This window comes from Dyadobacter chenwenxiniae, assembly GCF_022869785.1.
Classification (GTDB): domain Bacteria; phylum Bacteroidota; class Bacteroidia; order Cytophagales; family Spirosomataceae; genus Dyadobacter; species Dyadobacter chenwenxiniae.
This window is the reverse complement of sequence record NZ_CP094997.1, coordinates 3,970,101-3,983,279: the sequence shown is the minus strand read 5'-3', so window position 1 is coordinate 3,983,279 and position 13,179 is coordinate 3,970,101. Positions and strand designations below refer to the sequence as shown.

General features: G+C 45.5%; 14 protein-coding genes. 5 read left to right on the top strand and 9 right to left on the bottom strand.

Annotation, left to right across the window (positions count from 1 at the left end):
- The first annotated feature begins 201 nt into the window (after positions 1-201).
- Entirely contained in the window at positions 202-3,402 is a 3,201-nt protein-coding gene (locus tag MUK70_RS17025; RefSeq protein ID WP_234653964.1) for a SusC/RagA family TonB-linked outer membrane protein, read from the top strand.
- Between the two features lie 38 nt (positions 3,403-3,440).
- Positions 3,441-5,219, top strand: a complete 1,779-nt coding sequence (locus tag MUK70_RS17020; protein WP_234608036.1) for a RagB/SusD family nutrient uptake outer membrane protein — start codon at positions 3,441-3,443, stop codon at positions 5,217-5,219.
- A gap of 100 nt (positions 5,220-5,319) precedes the next feature.
- Here MUK70_RS17020 and MUK70_RS17015 read toward each other — a convergent pair whose 3' ends face one another.
- The 6 genes from MUK70_RS17015 to MUK70_RS16990 all read right to left on the bottom strand — a co-directional run bounded on the left by MUK70_RS17015 (position 5,320) and on the right by MUK70_RS16990 (position 7,411).
- Complete coding sequence (locus tag MUK70_RS17015) at positions 5,320-5,523, bottom strand: Hsp20 family protein (protein ID WP_244784432.1); 204 nt, start codon at positions 5,521-5,523, stop codon at positions 5,320-5,322.
- Complete coding sequence (locus MUK70_RS17010) at positions 5,474-5,725, bottom strand: Hsp20/alpha crystallin family protein (protein WP_244784429.1); 252 nt, start codon at positions 5,723-5,725, stop codon at positions 5,474-5,476. Before MUK70_RS17010 ends, MUK70_RS17015 begins: the two co-directional genes overlap by 50 nt.
- 120 nt (positions 5,726-5,845) lie before the next feature.
- Positions 5,846-6,085, bottom strand: a complete 240-nt coding sequence (locus MUK70_RS17005; protein ID WP_244784427.1) for a hypothetical protein — start codon at positions 6,083-6,085, stop codon at positions 5,846-5,848.
- Between the two features lie 3 nt (positions 6,086-6,088).
- Positions 6,089-6,349 (bottom strand): hypothetical protein, encoded by a 261-nt coding sequence (locus tag MUK70_RS17000; protein ID WP_234653959.1) that lies wholly within the window; start codon positions 6,347-6,349, stop codon positions 6,089-6,091.
- Positions 6,350-6,479: 130 nt separating this feature from the next.
- Positions 6,480-6,851 (bottom strand): poly-gamma-glutamate biosynthesis protein PgsC/CapC, encoded by a 372-nt coding sequence (locus MUK70_RS16995; protein ID WP_234653957.1) that lies wholly within the window; start codon positions 6,849-6,851, stop codon positions 6,480-6,482.
- 11 nt (positions 6,852-6,862) lie between these two features.
- The gene (locus MUK70_RS16990) at positions 6,863-7,411 is read right to left on the bottom strand and encodes an RNA polymerase sigma factor (RefSeq protein WP_234653955.1); all 549 of its coding nucleotides are present in this window, start codon (positions 7,409-7,411) and stop codon (positions 6,863-6,865) included.
- A gap of 417 nt (positions 7,412-7,828) precedes the next feature.
- Between MUK70_RS16990 and MUK70_RS16985 the strand changes: the two genes are divergently transcribed.
- Positions 7,829-8,194 carry a T9SS type A sorting domain-containing protein gene (locus MUK70_RS16985; protein ID WP_234608042.1) on the top strand — a complete coding sequence of 122 codons (366 nt, stop codon included), beginning with the start codon at positions 7,829-7,831 and terminating at the stop codon, positions 8,192-8,194.
- Between the two features lie 73 nt (positions 8,195-8,267).
- Here MUK70_RS16985 and MUK70_RS16980 read toward each other — a convergent pair whose 3' ends face one another.
- Positions 8,268-9,305 carry a Gfo/Idh/MocA family oxidoreductase gene (locus tag MUK70_RS16980; protein WP_234653953.1) on the bottom strand — a complete coding sequence of 346 codons (1,038 nt, stop codon included), beginning with the start codon at positions 9,303-9,305 and terminating at the stop codon, positions 8,268-8,270.
- Between the two features lie 139 nt (positions 9,306-9,444).
- Here MUK70_RS16980 and MUK70_RS16975 point away from each other — a divergent pair, with 139 nt between their 5' ends.
- The gene (locus MUK70_RS16975; protein ID WP_234608044.1) at positions 9,445-9,645 is read left to right on the top strand and encodes a hypothetical protein; all 201 of its coding nucleotides are present in this window, start codon (positions 9,445-9,447) and stop codon (positions 9,643-9,645) included.
- Positions 9,646-9,647: 2 nt separating this feature from the next.
- Entirely contained in the window at positions 9,648-10,040 is a 393-nt protein-coding gene (locus tag MUK70_RS16970) for a type II toxin-antitoxin system VapC family toxin (RefSeq protein WP_234653951.1), read from the top strand.
- A 9-nt stretch (positions 10,041-10,049) separates the two neighbouring features.
- On the opposite strand, the gene MUK70_RS16965 is transcribed toward MUK70_RS16970, so the two are convergent.
- Together MUK70_RS16965 and MUK70_RS16960 are read right to left on the bottom strand one after the other, a co-directional pair.
- Positions 10,050-12,143, bottom strand: a complete 2,094-nt coding sequence (locus MUK70_RS16965) for a pyrroloquinoline quinone-dependent dehydrogenase (RefSeq protein ID WP_234653949.1) — start codon at positions 12,141-12,143, stop codon at positions 10,050-10,052.
- 22 nt (positions 12,144-12,165) lie between these two features.
- Positions 12,166-13,119 (bottom strand): sugar phosphate isomerase/epimerase family protein, encoded by a 954-nt coding sequence (locus tag MUK70_RS16960; RefSeq protein WP_234608046.1) that lies wholly within the window; start codon positions 13,117-13,119, stop codon positions 12,166-12,168.
- Positions 13,120-13,179 lie beyond the last annotated feature (60 nt).

The following is a 13,179-nucleotide window of genomic DNA, read 5'->3' as shown; positions in this document are numbered from 1 at the left end:
CCAGGTTTGCGCATTAAAACCAGATTAAATTTTTTTTGGGAAACGGTTGCGTATATAGGAAAAGTTCAATCTTGTTAATATTATATTATTAAAATAATGCAAATAAATATTTAATTATATCTATTGTTAAAAAGTTGAATTATTTAATGATTAAAAATTATAGTTTTGATCGTAATACTAATATTAACCTAACTAGATACGATGAAACAAAATTACCTTCTCCTGGGAAGCAGGCTGATCTTAAGTGCACTTCTGTTTCTCATTTGTCAAAATGTATTTTCCCAAGATTTAACAATTACTGGGAAAGTCATGGATGAGCAGTCCGGTTCAGGCCTGCCCGGTGCCTCCGTTACTTTGAAGGGTTCCACAAGTGTCGGTGTCACCACAGACGCAGATGGAAAGTATTCCATCAAAGTGCCATCCAGCGCACAGTCAATCGTTATTTCTTTCATTGGTTACACCGCAAAGGAAGTTGCTATCGGAAACAGGTCTGTTGTCGATGTAACGCTGACAAGTGATGTGAGTGCATTGGAAGAAGTAATTGTAACCGGTTACGGCTCTCAATCCAAGCGCGACATCACGGGTTCGGTGACCACGGTGAATGCCAAAGACCTGCAATCCGTTCCGGCCACCACTTTTGCCCAGCAATTACAGGGGCGTGCATCCGGCCTTAACATTGTCAATGACGCTACGCCCGGCGGAAATGCGACTGTGCGTATACGGGGCTTCGGTACGATTGGTAACAATGATCCGCTGTTTATTATTGACGGTGTTCCGACTGAGAACCAGGGTAACCTGAATCCCAACGACATTGAGACCATTCAAATCTTAAAAGATGCTTCATCTGCGTCTATCTACGGTTCCCGTGCAGCAAATGGCGTTGTAATCATCACAACCAAACGCGGTAAGATCGGCAAACCTGTGATTTCCTTTAATGCTTATTATGGAACCCAGAAAACATACAAGGACGCAGAAGCGCTGAATGCGGAGGAATTGGGCAAGTATTTATATCTCGCAGATAAATATGCCGGAAAAACACCCTCACACGGCCAATACACATTCGGGCCAAATGGCGAGGTAACCATTCCGGATTATGTATTTCCAAGCAGAGGAAAAGAGGGCACCGCCGAAGTCGATCCTGCCAAATACTCGCTTGTGCCGGGCAATATTTATGCCATTACAAAGGCTGCGGACACCAATTGGTGGAACGAGCTGACCCAAAGTGCACCCATACAAAACTATCAGCTATCTGCATCCGGCGGGACAGAAAACAGCCGCTATGCGCTGTCGATTGGCTATTTTAGTCAGGATGGCGTTGTGAAATTCATTGGATATGACCGTTACACGATTCGTGCCAATACGGAATTTTCTGCTTTGGGCAAACGGCTTCGCGTAGGAGAGAACCTGGCCGTTTCTTTTGACAACAGGAAAGGAGGATTTGGCAACAACCAGGAACAAAATGCGGTTTCGGGAAGTTACAAGCACCATCCGTTGCTTCCGGTTTATGACATTGCAGGTAACTTTGCCGGATCAAGAGGAGCCAATTTAGGTAACAACTCCAATCCTTACGCGACACTTTTCCGTGAAAAAGACAATACAACTTATCGTTTGCGCGCATTTGGCAACGTGTACGGTGAATTCGATATTATTCCAAACCTGACAATTAAAACCAGCCTTGGTATTGACGGCGTGAGCCAGAGAGGTCGTTACATCGGTCGTGCTAACCCGGAATATGTGGAAGGGAGCTTCAACAACGGATCCACTTCAACCGATTATTATTCCTATCAGTGGGTTTGGACCAACACATTGAGCTATTCCCGCAATTTTGGCACTAATCATAAAGTGGACGCCTATATTGGGATAGAAGCAATCCGCGAATTTGCTGAGGAATTTGGTGCAGCCCGTTCGGGATATGCATTTGAAATTCCTTCAATTATTAATTATCTGAATCTTGGGGATGCGACAAAGGCAACAAACTATGGCGGTGTAAACAGGGATTACAGCCTTTATTCGCAGTTCGGGAAAATTAACTATGCCTATGCGGATAAATATTTGCTGCAATTTATCCTGAGAAATGATGCTTCATCCCGTTTCCAGGCGGCTTCCAGAAGTGCATTGTTTCCTGCCTTCAGCGTAGGATGGCGCTTGTCGGAGGAAATGTTTATGAAAGAATTCGGCTTTATCAATGATCTTAAAATCCGTTACGGATGGGGTAGGACAGGCAACCAGAAAATCGGGGATTACAATGCGTTTACCACTTACCGTGCTGATATATTCCATGCCGGTTATCCCATTGACGGTTCACCAAGCCAGCCAACGATCGGATATGATGCATCTTCATTTGGTAATCCTAATGCGAAATGGGAAACCACAACATCTAATAACCTAGGTCTGGACGCAACATTCCTGAACGATGCATTAACATTCGAAATCGACTTTTGGAATAGAAAAACGGCGGATATGCTGTTCTCTACTCCAATCACATTCACAGCCGGTGACGCCAATGCACCTTCATTCAATGTGGGAGCGATGACGAATAAAGGAATTGACCTCGGAATCAGCTATCGGAACACATTGATGAAGGGTGATTTCCGTTACGGTTTGTCAGCGAACTATTCTATGTACAGAAACACGGTGGATAAGCTGGACGAAAGCGCCAACACCAAATATTTTGGTGCCGGGTCGCGCGTTCCTGCCGTAACATTGACACAGGCCGGGCTGCCGCTTTCTTCCTATTATGGTTATAAAGTGTTAGGGATCTTTCAATCGGACGAGGAAGCAAAGGCATGGGCTCCTTACGAAAAATATAACAAGGCAGGAAAATTCAAAATGGCGGATATCAATGGTGATGGTAAGATCACAGACGATGACAGAACCGTTATAGGAAATCCCCACCCTGATTTTGTTTACGGGATTAACCTGAATTTGGGTTATAAAGCTTTTGATCTCACTGTCTTTGGTAACGGTGTTGTTGGAAATGAAATATTCAACTATCTGCGTTATTTCACCGATTTCAACACTTTCCAAGGCAATCGTGCCAAGCGCGCGCTTTATGACGCCTGGCAGCCGGACCACAAGGAAGGCACTGTGCCCATTATGGATGCGGATGACCAGATCAGCAGTCGCCCTTCAAGCTATCTTGTTGAAAAAGGCACTTATTTCCGCCTCAAAAATGTTCAGCTAACCTACACATTGCCAAAAGTGGCATCGTCAAAAATTGGGTTCAGCAATGCGCAGATCTACGTTCAGGGCCAGAATATGCTGACCGTGACAAAGTATACGGGTTTGAATCCGGAAGTTCAGAGCAACAGCCAGCCGGGACAAGATAATACACTTGGCTTTGACGGTGGTTTTATGCCCGTTTCCCGGACGTTCCTGGTCGGTCTGAATTTCTCGTTCTAAAACCGGCTTTTCAAACAGATTTAAAATACTGAACATATATGAAGACGACATTATTAAAATATCTGCTTTCCATCGGCCTGGCGATCGGGATCGTGACGGCTTGTAAGGATTCATTTTTATCAAAAGATCCACAGGGGCAATACAGCCCAACTGCTCTGAAAACGCCCAGTGGCGTGGAAGGTTTGCTGATTGGCGCTTATGCGATGATTGATGGGCAAGGCCTGGATGGACAGGATTCCTGGAACAACGATATCCAGAGCTGGGTTTTTGGCGGACTGGCTTCCGACGATTCTTATAAAGGAACGGATGCAGGTGACCAGCCCGAGCAATCTTTTATCGAAAAATATGATTTCCAGCCAACCAATAATCACATTAAGAACAAATGGCGCGGTCTCTACAAAGGCGTTGCGCGCACAAATGATGTGATCAATACGTTGGCGGAGGTTCCGGAAGTGGGTGAGGCCAGAAGAAAACTGATCATTGCAGAAGCCAGATTCCTTCGCGGTCTTTTCCATTTTGAGGCAAAAAAAATGTGGAAAACGATCCCATACATTGATGAAACGATCTATAAACTGGACGATCTGGAAAGCACCAAAATTCCGAATGACAAAGATGTTTGGCCAATGATCGAGGCAGATTTTAAAGCTGCTTCCGAAGGCTTGCCTGAAACACAGTCGCAAGTAGGACGTCCGACGAAGTGGGCTGCGCTCGCATTTCTAGGAAAAGCCTACATGTATCAGGGCTGGAATGTGACAACCGGCGCTCCAAACACAGCTGCTCTGACGAAGGCGAAACCAATTTTTGAGCAAATTATCGCATCAGGCAAGTTTTCGCTGGCACCAAAGTTTGAAGACAATTTCCTGATTGCGACCCGTAATAATAAAGAGTCGATTTTTGAAATACAATATTCAGTATCAAGCGCTTCCGGTGACGCGGCGGATGCGGGCGTAGGGCTGGCGCATCCATACATTGATCCCTGGGGCTGTTGCGGATTTTACCAGCCATCCCAAAACCTTGTGAATGCATTTAAAACAACGGCGACTGGGCTTCCATTGCTGGACACATTCAATGATAGTGACGTGAAAAATGACCAGGGGCTGAAATACACAGATCCATTTGAGCCCTACACCGGTCCGCTTGATCCGCGGCTCGATCAGACGGTTGGCCGTAGGGGGATTTTGTTTAAAGATTTCAAAATCCATGGCAGCGACTTCATCCGTGATCCAACTTATGCCGGCCCGTATTCTCCTAAAAAGCATATCTCCGAAAAGGCCGGGTTTGGGGTTAATGGTTGGGGTAATTTGTCCAGCAATAATTACCGAATTATGCGTTACGGGATGATATTGCTTTGGCTTGCAGAAGTGGAAGTGGAACTGGGTAACCTCGAAAATGCCAGGAAACTGGTGAATCAAATACGCACGCGGGCAGCAAATCCTGCGGGATTTGTGAAAAAGGCCGTTCAGGGAAGTAAATCACGGGACGACTACACCGTTCTGAACGAGCCCGCTGCCAATTATGTGATCAAAACTTACGACCAGCCCTGGGCGGATGCGGCCACAGCGCGTAAAGCTGTTCGTTTTGAATCGCGTCTTGAATTTGCCATGGAGGGTCACCGGTTTTTCGACCTGCAAAGGTGGGGCATAGCGGCGGAAACATTGAATAAATATGTGACCGTGGAGTCAACGAAGCGAGTTTATAAGAAAGGGGCCGTTTTTACAAAAGGCAAAAACGAATATTTCCCGATTCCGCAGGAAGCGATCGACCGTTCATACAAGGAAGGAACTGCAACACTGGTTCAAGACCCGGCCTATAAATAGACTTTTGGTTAGTGTAACCAATATTTGTTAAGCGTTGGTAATCAGAAAAGCCTCTGCATGCACATGCGGAGGCTTTCTTCGTTTAATCACTACTCCAATTTCAGATGATCCTGATTTCCTGAGCAGGTTTGTCAGAGCCAGGAATGACCGGCAGGTTCAGATGAAGGATTCCATTGTAATACTCTGCCACAATGTTGTCCGAATCCACCGTCTCATCGATCACAAACGACCGCTCGAACGAAGCCTTACTGAATTCATGCCCGGATCCAGTTCCTGTTGTCTTCCTTTTCGCTATTGGATACATAAGAAATGGTCAGTTCATGACCCTTAATGCTAATCTTGAAATCCTCCTTCGCCCGGTCAGGCGCGAAGACCATTAGTTCATAATTGGTGTCATTCTTCACAATGTTGACCGGAACGCGATAATTGTGGCTCCCGCCAAATTGTTTCCCTGAATATTCATGGCGCATGGCATAACCACGCTGTCCAAATCTATTATTGCACATTTTGTTTTTGATTTGAGTTTGAAAATTAGAAATGTTTTGGGTGCTTGTGCCCCTAAATCCCCTGAAGGGGACTTGCTTTTTTGCTGGTTTTGCCCCTAAATCCCCTGAAGGGGACTTTTGTCATACCGCAGGGAAAGTCCCCTTTAGGGGATTTAGGGGCTCTCTGCGCCCGTCGGCTCCCGGGATGCATTTGTCTTCGAAGCGATCTTTGTCGCCCCACCGCGAATGGCTCCCGCAGTCGCTATGTCCGTAATGTCCCCATTGGCGGTGATGGAAGCGGTGTCCTACTGTAAAATGTAAACTGGCTGCGGTAATGAGCGCTACGCTGATGCCCAGCAGCATTCTTGTTCTTCTTTTCATGGCTTATATATTTTTTGGATTTTGATAAAATGGGTCCCTTAACCCTTCTTTTCCTTCATAAAAACGCCGATCATCGAACCTGTGGAAATACGGATCATAATGTCTCCATCTGTGGTAACCGTAGCGTCTTCCTGCAAAAAGCCGGAAGATGAGGCCGATAAAGAGGAAAAAGAAAAGTGCTTTGAAAAGCAGGAACGGGATCAGGAAAAGAACGACGCCACCGAGGATACCGCCGGCGATTGTTTTCAGAATTTGCGTGAACATGGCTTTTGAATTTATGTTAATGAAATGCACACAAATGGTGTACATTATCGCAGACGGCTGATTGAGAAAATTACTTTAAAGATTTTTGGGAAAATGAAAAACCCAGCTTTATGGGCTGGGTTCGAAGTATTTATTCACTTTCAGGTCGCTTTCCGCAGCGATTTCGCATCTCCTGCTTAAATTTTTTCCGGTCTTCATCCGTCATGTCCATCCACTTATTTCTCCACGATGCGCCAAAGCCGGGCCCGCCTTCGCCGGGAAAATTTCCACCGAAACCAGGTTTGCGCCAGCGGCCAGGTCCGCCTCCAAAATTGCCAAACAAGATCCTGCATAAAACGATCAATCCGACCGCCTGCCAGTAAGATATGGGATTGGTATTCAAGAGTTCCGGCAAAATGGCATTCCATAACCAACGCACAATCGCGCCCAGGAGGAGCGCAGCAGCAAAACCGAAAATCGGAAACATCCAAAAACGCTTCCTGTATGTATGTCGCTGATTCATGATAGACAAATTTAATAATTTACAAATTCCTGATACAATGTTTCCAGCCTCTGCCTCAAATGCTGCACCGCATAGCGTTTTCTGGAAATGAGGGTTTTGATATTTTCTCCGGTCCGGTCCGCAATCTCCTGGAAAGTCTGGTCTTCGAGCTCATTCCAGATAAAAACCTGCCGCTGGTTTTCCGGAAGTTCCTGCAATGCAATGGTCAGTTCCTCCCAGAATACTTCTTTCATATACACCGTCTCCGGCGTGTTGCCATCTGCTAGCAGGATGTCTTTGAAATAGAACTCGCCTTCTTCGTCTTCATACCCGTAATCTTCCAGCGAATCCGGTTTTTGTTTCCGGTATTTATCAATGATGCGGTTACGCGCTACGCGATATAACCAGCTGCCGATCTGTTCAATAGCCTCAATTTCCGGCACGCTGCTCAGCTGGAACCATACATCCTGCAAAATATCCTCAGCATCCTCGTCCGAATTTACCCGTTGCCGGATAAAGCCCATGAGCTGCTTGCTGTAAGATGAGACAGTCTGAATGATATTTGGTCTCTTTTGCGACAAAGTGAAGGTTGAAAATTGGTATTAAAAGGGTAGACGGACATCAAACGAAAATACTTTAAATCGGTCAGTATATTATGCGTGTGTTAATGGCAATCCTTTATGAATGGTTATTATTAAAATAGTGCAAATTTGTGGTTAGGACAGAGTGTTTTTATCCGTGTCAAATTTTAAACTACTTGTTGCACTTTTGCTATAAACGTATGATTATTCTAATAAGATTAGATAACAACAAAAAGAACTTTAACAAACTGAATATTTGCTTGTTGCATTCTATTCAATATGTTAGGTACATTTACATCATCAAACAGCACAGAATATGAGTGCAGAAGAAGTTTGAGAATGAATTGAAATATAGATTTAGTTAAATATCTGAAAAGTACAAAAAGTAAACTCAAACAATACATTAACACTAGAGAAATGAAAAAGACTATTTTGACAATCGCAGTTTTGGTGGGAGTATCAGCTGCTAATCTTACAATCGCCGCAGACAAAAACAAAGAAAATAACGCTTCTATTGAACTGGTTTCAAACAGCGAATTGAAGTTCAAACTTACGCTTGACAACGTAAAAGAAAGATCTTCATTGGTTATCAAAGATTTCAACGGAGACATCGTTTACAGCACAGCGCTTCCAAAATCGGAGAATTACGCTAAGATTTTTGACTTGTCAAATCTTGCTGACGGAAATTACAGCTTCATCGTGAACAACGGTGGCGAGACTTCTGCAAAACCATTTGTGATCGCAACTGAAACAAAACGTTTGGTTACAGCAGTTGTTAAATAATATCAACGGACCTTCCTGCAGAAAAGGCTGTCACAATTGTGACAGCCTTTCGTTTTTTAGCTGAAATCAGCTTTTAATAAGTCATCACCTGCCTTTCGCGGCTGCTTTGGAAAGCCAGATCGATCACGCGCGTTGTGCGCAGAATTTCTTCCGGCTTCACAGCCAGCTCGGCTCCATCCACGATCGCGTCGTAAACATTCTGGTAAAATGGCGCATAATCACCAGCCTCACTTTCAATAACGCCTGTAAAATCTTCGCTAAATAATTTACCCCAGCGATTTTCCGGCTCGACGCCCCAGGGTTTTTGGGTTGGTAAAACATTCTTTCGCAATGTTTCCTCTTGCGGATCCAGGCCACCTTTGATGAATGATCCTTTGGTTCCGTGCAGGTTATAGCGCAGGAAATTCTCATAAACCATCAGGCTCGACTTCACAATCACAAGCTTATCTGCATAGCCCAGGCGAACGTCAAAATAATCATCAATCTCGCTATTTGGCCTCACCGAACGAATTTCTGCAGTGACCGTCAGCGGCTCTCCGAAAAGGACCAAGGCCTGGTCGATCAGATGTGGCCCCAGATTGTAAAGGTTACCGCCCACCGGAACGCTTTTCTCTTTCCAGGATTCGGTTGGCACCACGGGACGGAAACGGTCGTAACGGCATTCATACTCAACAATGTCTCCTAATCTATCTTCGGCAATGAGTTTTTTAATAGTCAAAAAGTCGGAATCCCAGCGGCGATTTTGGTAAGCCGTCAGGATCAGTCCTTTCTCCTTGGCCACTGCAACGAGCTGGCGCGCTTCTTCTTCCGTTGCGGCAAATGGCTTTTCGATCACCACATGTTTGCCATTTTCCAGAGCGTCCATCGCGTATGGGAAATGCGTGTCGTTGGGCGTGCATATGAAAACGAGATCAATGGATTCGTCGCTCAGAAGCTCCTCAACGGAACGCGCATTGCCAATGTTCGGATCAAATTCCTGCGCTTCGTTTTTACTTCTTTCAACAACCGTCTTGATCTTGAAACCCGGATTGGTGCTAAGAAAAGGGGAATGAAAGTAGCGCCCGGACAACCCAAAGCCAATCAACCCAACATTAAGAATTCGTGAAGCCATAATTTTATTTTTAGACAATAATAACAAAGGTAACTTTTGAGGGGAAACGGGCAAAAATCCGCCGCGCCGAACACTTTCCGGGATATTTGAATTTAGGAATTAATGACATTATATTTGACTACGACTAAATAAAGCTGCCATGACAACGGAAGAAAAGAAAATGGATATTATCGGAAAAATCATCAGCACCGAAGATGAAACGTTAATAGATATGGTCAATAATCTCCTTAATGCAAGCGATCAGGATTCCAATTTAAGGAAACCAGGTTGGGGCAAAGGTATGGTCGGTCGCATTTCAGACGATTTTAATGACTTTATTCCACCCGGATTCCCACAATAGCAATGAATTACTTAATAGACACACACATTTTACTTTGGCATTCAGACGACAATCAAAAGCTTTCCCATCAAGTAACTCTCGAATTAAACTCCTCTTCTGCAAGCTTATATGTGAGCCACGCAACCTATTGGGAAATGGCTATCAAAAAAGGTTTGGGCAAATTGGATTTGAATGTGCCTATATCAGAGTTTCGCAAGATGGCGATGAGAAATTCCTTTCATTCCCTGTCATTTGATAATGAACATTACGATGTGCTGGAACAGCTTCCCTTGCTACATGCTGATCCATTTGACAGAATGATCATTGCGCAGGCTATTGCCGAACGGCTTACCATTATTACACAAGACAAAAAATTCGCATTGTATCAAAATCTTGTCCCCATTCTCTGGAATTAAGATGTGGTGCTAAGGCAAAGCAAACGCCACATATTTATCCCCGGACTTCGTATTCAGCTTCCCGCCTCCGCAGGCTATGACGATGAATTGTTTCCCGTTCACTGAATAAGTGCTGGCTGAGGCGTAGCCGGCGGCTGGTAGAGTTGCGGTCCAAAGAATTTTTCCTGTGTTTTTATCGAATGCCCGGATCTTTTCGTCGCGGCTGGCTGCGATGAAGATTAAACCGCTTGACGTGACGACCGGACCGCCGTAATTATCGGTTCCGGTGGGAGGGATTCCTTTGTCTGTCAATGCTTTGTATTCGCCTAGTGGGACTTGCCAACGGCGTTGGCCTGTACTCAAATCCACGGCGGTAAGCGTTCCCCAAGGCGGCTGACTCACGGGATAGCCATTTTTATCATACCAACGATTGTAACCGGTGTTGTGGTAAGGAACTTGTCCGTTGTTGGTGCTGACAATCTTTTGATCTGCGTTTTTATTAAGCAAAAAATCAATGATCAGATTTTTCTCGGCATCCGTAATGTGCGAAAACGAAGGCATCATTCCTTTTCCCTTTTGCAGGATGCCCGTGATCTGTTCTTTCGTCAACCGTTTTTCAACATTCACAAGCGAAGGGTAGGAGCCGTCGTGGTTTCCGGTTTTGTCCGTTCCGTGACAAGCCGAGCAGTTCAGTTGATAGAGTTTGCTGCCATTAACCGCCTGGTCGCTGAGCACTTCCTTTTTTCTTAATGTCGTGTAAACCGGGATTTCTTTCGCGGGAATGTACATCACGCCATTTGGATCCGTCGCAGCGCCGCCCCATTGTGCGCCGCCGTCCGTGCCAGGATAAAAAATGGTCATATCGCCTGTAATCGGAATATAAGCCGTTCCAAATCGTGCTTTTTTTAGCAATCCTTCGAGCGAATCCCGGTCAGCGACGAATGTGTTAAAGTCTTTTGCGCCGAAAGTCTGGCGGGTGAATGGGAGTGGCAATGTTGGAATGGGTTGCGTTTTGCTGGGTTTCTCACCTTGCATGGCATCCATTCGAAAGGCGGTTTCTTTAATAGGAAACAGTGGTTTGCCCGTAACCCGGTCGAAAACGAAGATGTAACCTTGTTTCGTGATTTGAACAACAGCATCCAATTGCTTTCCACCTATATTAAGCATTACCAGATTAGGCGGGCATGGCGGATCGCGGTCCCAGATGTCGTGGTGGACGAGCTGGTAATGCCAAAGTCGTTTGCCCGTTGCAGCGTCCAGCGCAATGAGGCAGTTTGCGAAAAGATTGTCTCCGGGCCTGTTGCCACCCCAAAAATCGAAAGCCGCAGATCCGGTTGGAATGTAAACAATGCCGCGTTTCCGGTCAATGGCCATGCCGGCCCAGGCATTTGCGCCACCGAATTTCTTTCTTGCCGGTTGCGTTAACCACGTGTTATAGCCAAATTCCCCTTTGTCAGGAATGGTATGAAATGTCCAGACAAGCTTTCCCGTAACGGTGTCATAAGCCCGTACATCGCCCAACAGCGCAGTTTCATTTTCGGCAACCCTTCCGCCGACAATGATCAGGTTTTTGTAAATCGTGTTGGGTGTGTTGGAAGAGATAAAATCATCTGATCCAGGTCTTTCAATGCCGGTTTTAAGATTTATTTTTCCATTTATACCAAATGAATCGACTAGCCTACCATTGGCTGCATCCAAAGCATATAACCAGTTCGCGGCACCAAAAAAGATTCGTTTGTTTTGGTTGTCAGACCAGTAAGTAACGCCCCGGCTCAATGTTCCGGCCACATCGGGCAAATCGCTTTTCCATATTTCCTTACCCGTCGCCGCATCAACAGCGAACGCCTGAATGGATGCGGAAACGCCGTAAAGGATTCCGTTGATAATGATCGGGTTACATTGCATCTGGCTGCGGTTACGGGCCGTATCCGCTCCGCCGGAAGCATACGTCCACGCAACTTTCAGCTGAGCCACATTGTCTTTACGGATCTGATTAAGGACCGAAAAATGGCTTCTTTCGCCGTTTCCGTTGTATTCCGGCCAGTCCGTATCGTTCAATAACGGCGCGAGCACAAAGCCGGTAACGGCCAGGAAAATCAGCAACAGCAGGATCAGAGGTTTCATAGTGACAGGGTGCATTTCATGTTCACGCTTCCTGCCATAATTCTTTTGCTCTTTTCAAATCGCGTCGCATCGCATCAAAAACCACTTTTTTGTCCACTGTAATCTTGTCAGCTCCCTGATCCGCACCGCCCAGCGGGTATTCCAGATGCAGGCAAATCGGAACGTCTACTTTATTGTCTTTCAGTAACTTGAAATAAGTTTTGAAATCCACCATGCCTTCCCCGAGCGGGACGCTTTTTGGTGCCCATTTACCATTCATTTTCTCCCACACAAAATCTTTCAGCACAATGGTCTTAATGCTCGGTCTGATCAGGTTGAAGCCCGTTTGCCATGAAAGTCCGCCTTCCAATGTGGCATGCCGGATATCATATTGTGCGCCCATGCTTTTAGGATCGGCTTTTTGCAAAATTTGCCAGATCTCAAACATGCTCGCGCCCACGAGCCGTCCAGCGTGATTCTGGTAACAACCGGTTAAACCCAATTGGTTGTTAAGCTGTCCCAAACCAGCCATTTTGTCCTTGTATTGATCTAAAAGTTGCGGAATGGTCTGTTGCTCATTGTATTTATACCAATTCATGCGATAATACTTGAAACCGAGCCTGGAAGCCGTTTCCAGGAGTTTTTTATCGACCGGGTTGGCTGCATCTTCCACCGCCGTGCAGAACATTAATGGCGTGAAACCAGCTTTTTTCATCGCTTCCGCAGCCTTCGGCAAATCAGTTTCAACATTTTCAGGCAGCACGTGGCCTTTCGGACGTACTGTCAGGTCAATGCCATCGAAACCGAGCTCTTTGGCTGCGTCTGCCATATCGGTGTAATTCAGGAAATGCAGGTGTTTGGAAAAAATATTAATCTTGGGAACGTCTGCTACCGAATTAGCACCAGCTGCAAAAGCATTTTCAGCAATTACCGGGGCAATTGCACCAGCCAATGTGCTATTGATGAGAAAAGCGCGTCTGGATATGTTTTGGGACATGGGGTTAGGATTTAATTTCAAATGAAAACTTAATGATCATAAGTTTTAGGAAGTGGTTTT

Bases quoted from the DNA above. Each gene is read 5' to 3' on its own strand.
- MUK70_RS17020 (WP_234608036.1), top strand. From the start codon at position 3,441: ATGAAGACGACATTATTAAAATATCTGCTTTCCATCGGCCTGGCGATC.
- MUK70_RS16995 (WP_234653957.1), bottom strand. From the start codon at position 6,851: ATGAATCAGCGACATACATACAGGAAGCGTTTTTGGATGTTTCCGATT.
- MUK70_RS17010 (WP_244784429.1), bottom strand. From the start codon at position 5,725: ATGTGCAATAATAGATTTGGACAGCGTGGTTATGCCATGCGCCATGAA.
- MUK70_RS16980 (WP_234653953.1), bottom strand. From the start codon at position 9,305: ATGGCTTCACGAATTCTTAATGTTGGGTTGATTGGCTTTGGGTTGTCC.
- MUK70_RS16965 (WP_234653949.1), bottom strand. From the start codon at position 12,143: ATGAAACCTCTGATCCTGCTGTTGCTGATTTTCCTGGCCGTTACCGGC.
- MUK70_RS17005 (WP_244784427.1), bottom strand. From the start codon at position 6,085: ATGAAAAGAAGAACAAGAATGCTGCTGGGCATCAGCGTAGCGCTCATT.
- MUK70_RS17000 (WP_234653959.1), bottom strand. From the start codon at position 6,349: ATGTTCACGCAAATTCTGAAAACAATCGCCGGCGGTATCCTCGGTGGC.
- MUK70_RS16960 (WP_234608046.1), bottom strand. From the start codon at position 13,119: ATGTCCCAAAACATATCCAGACGCGCTTTTCTCATCAATAGCACATTG.
- MUK70_RS17015 (WP_244784432.1), bottom strand. From the start codon at position 5,523: ATGTATCCAATAGCGAAAAGGAAGACAACAGGAACTGGATCCGGGCAT.
- MUK70_RS16985 (WP_234608042.1), top strand. From the start codon at position 7,829: ATGAAAAAGACTATTTTGACAATCGCAGTTTTGGTGGGAGTATCAGCT.
- MUK70_RS17025 (WP_234653964.1), top strand. From the start codon at position 202: ATGAAACAAAATTACCTTCTCCTGGGAAGCAGGCTGATCTTAAGTGCA.
- MUK70_RS16970 (WP_234653951.1), top strand. From the start codon at position 9,648: ATGAATTACTTAATAGACACACACATTTTACTTTGGCATTCAGACGAC.
- MUK70_RS16975 (WP_234608044.1), top strand. From the start codon at position 9,445: ATGACAACGGAAGAAAAGAAAATGGATATTATCGGAAAAATCATCAGC.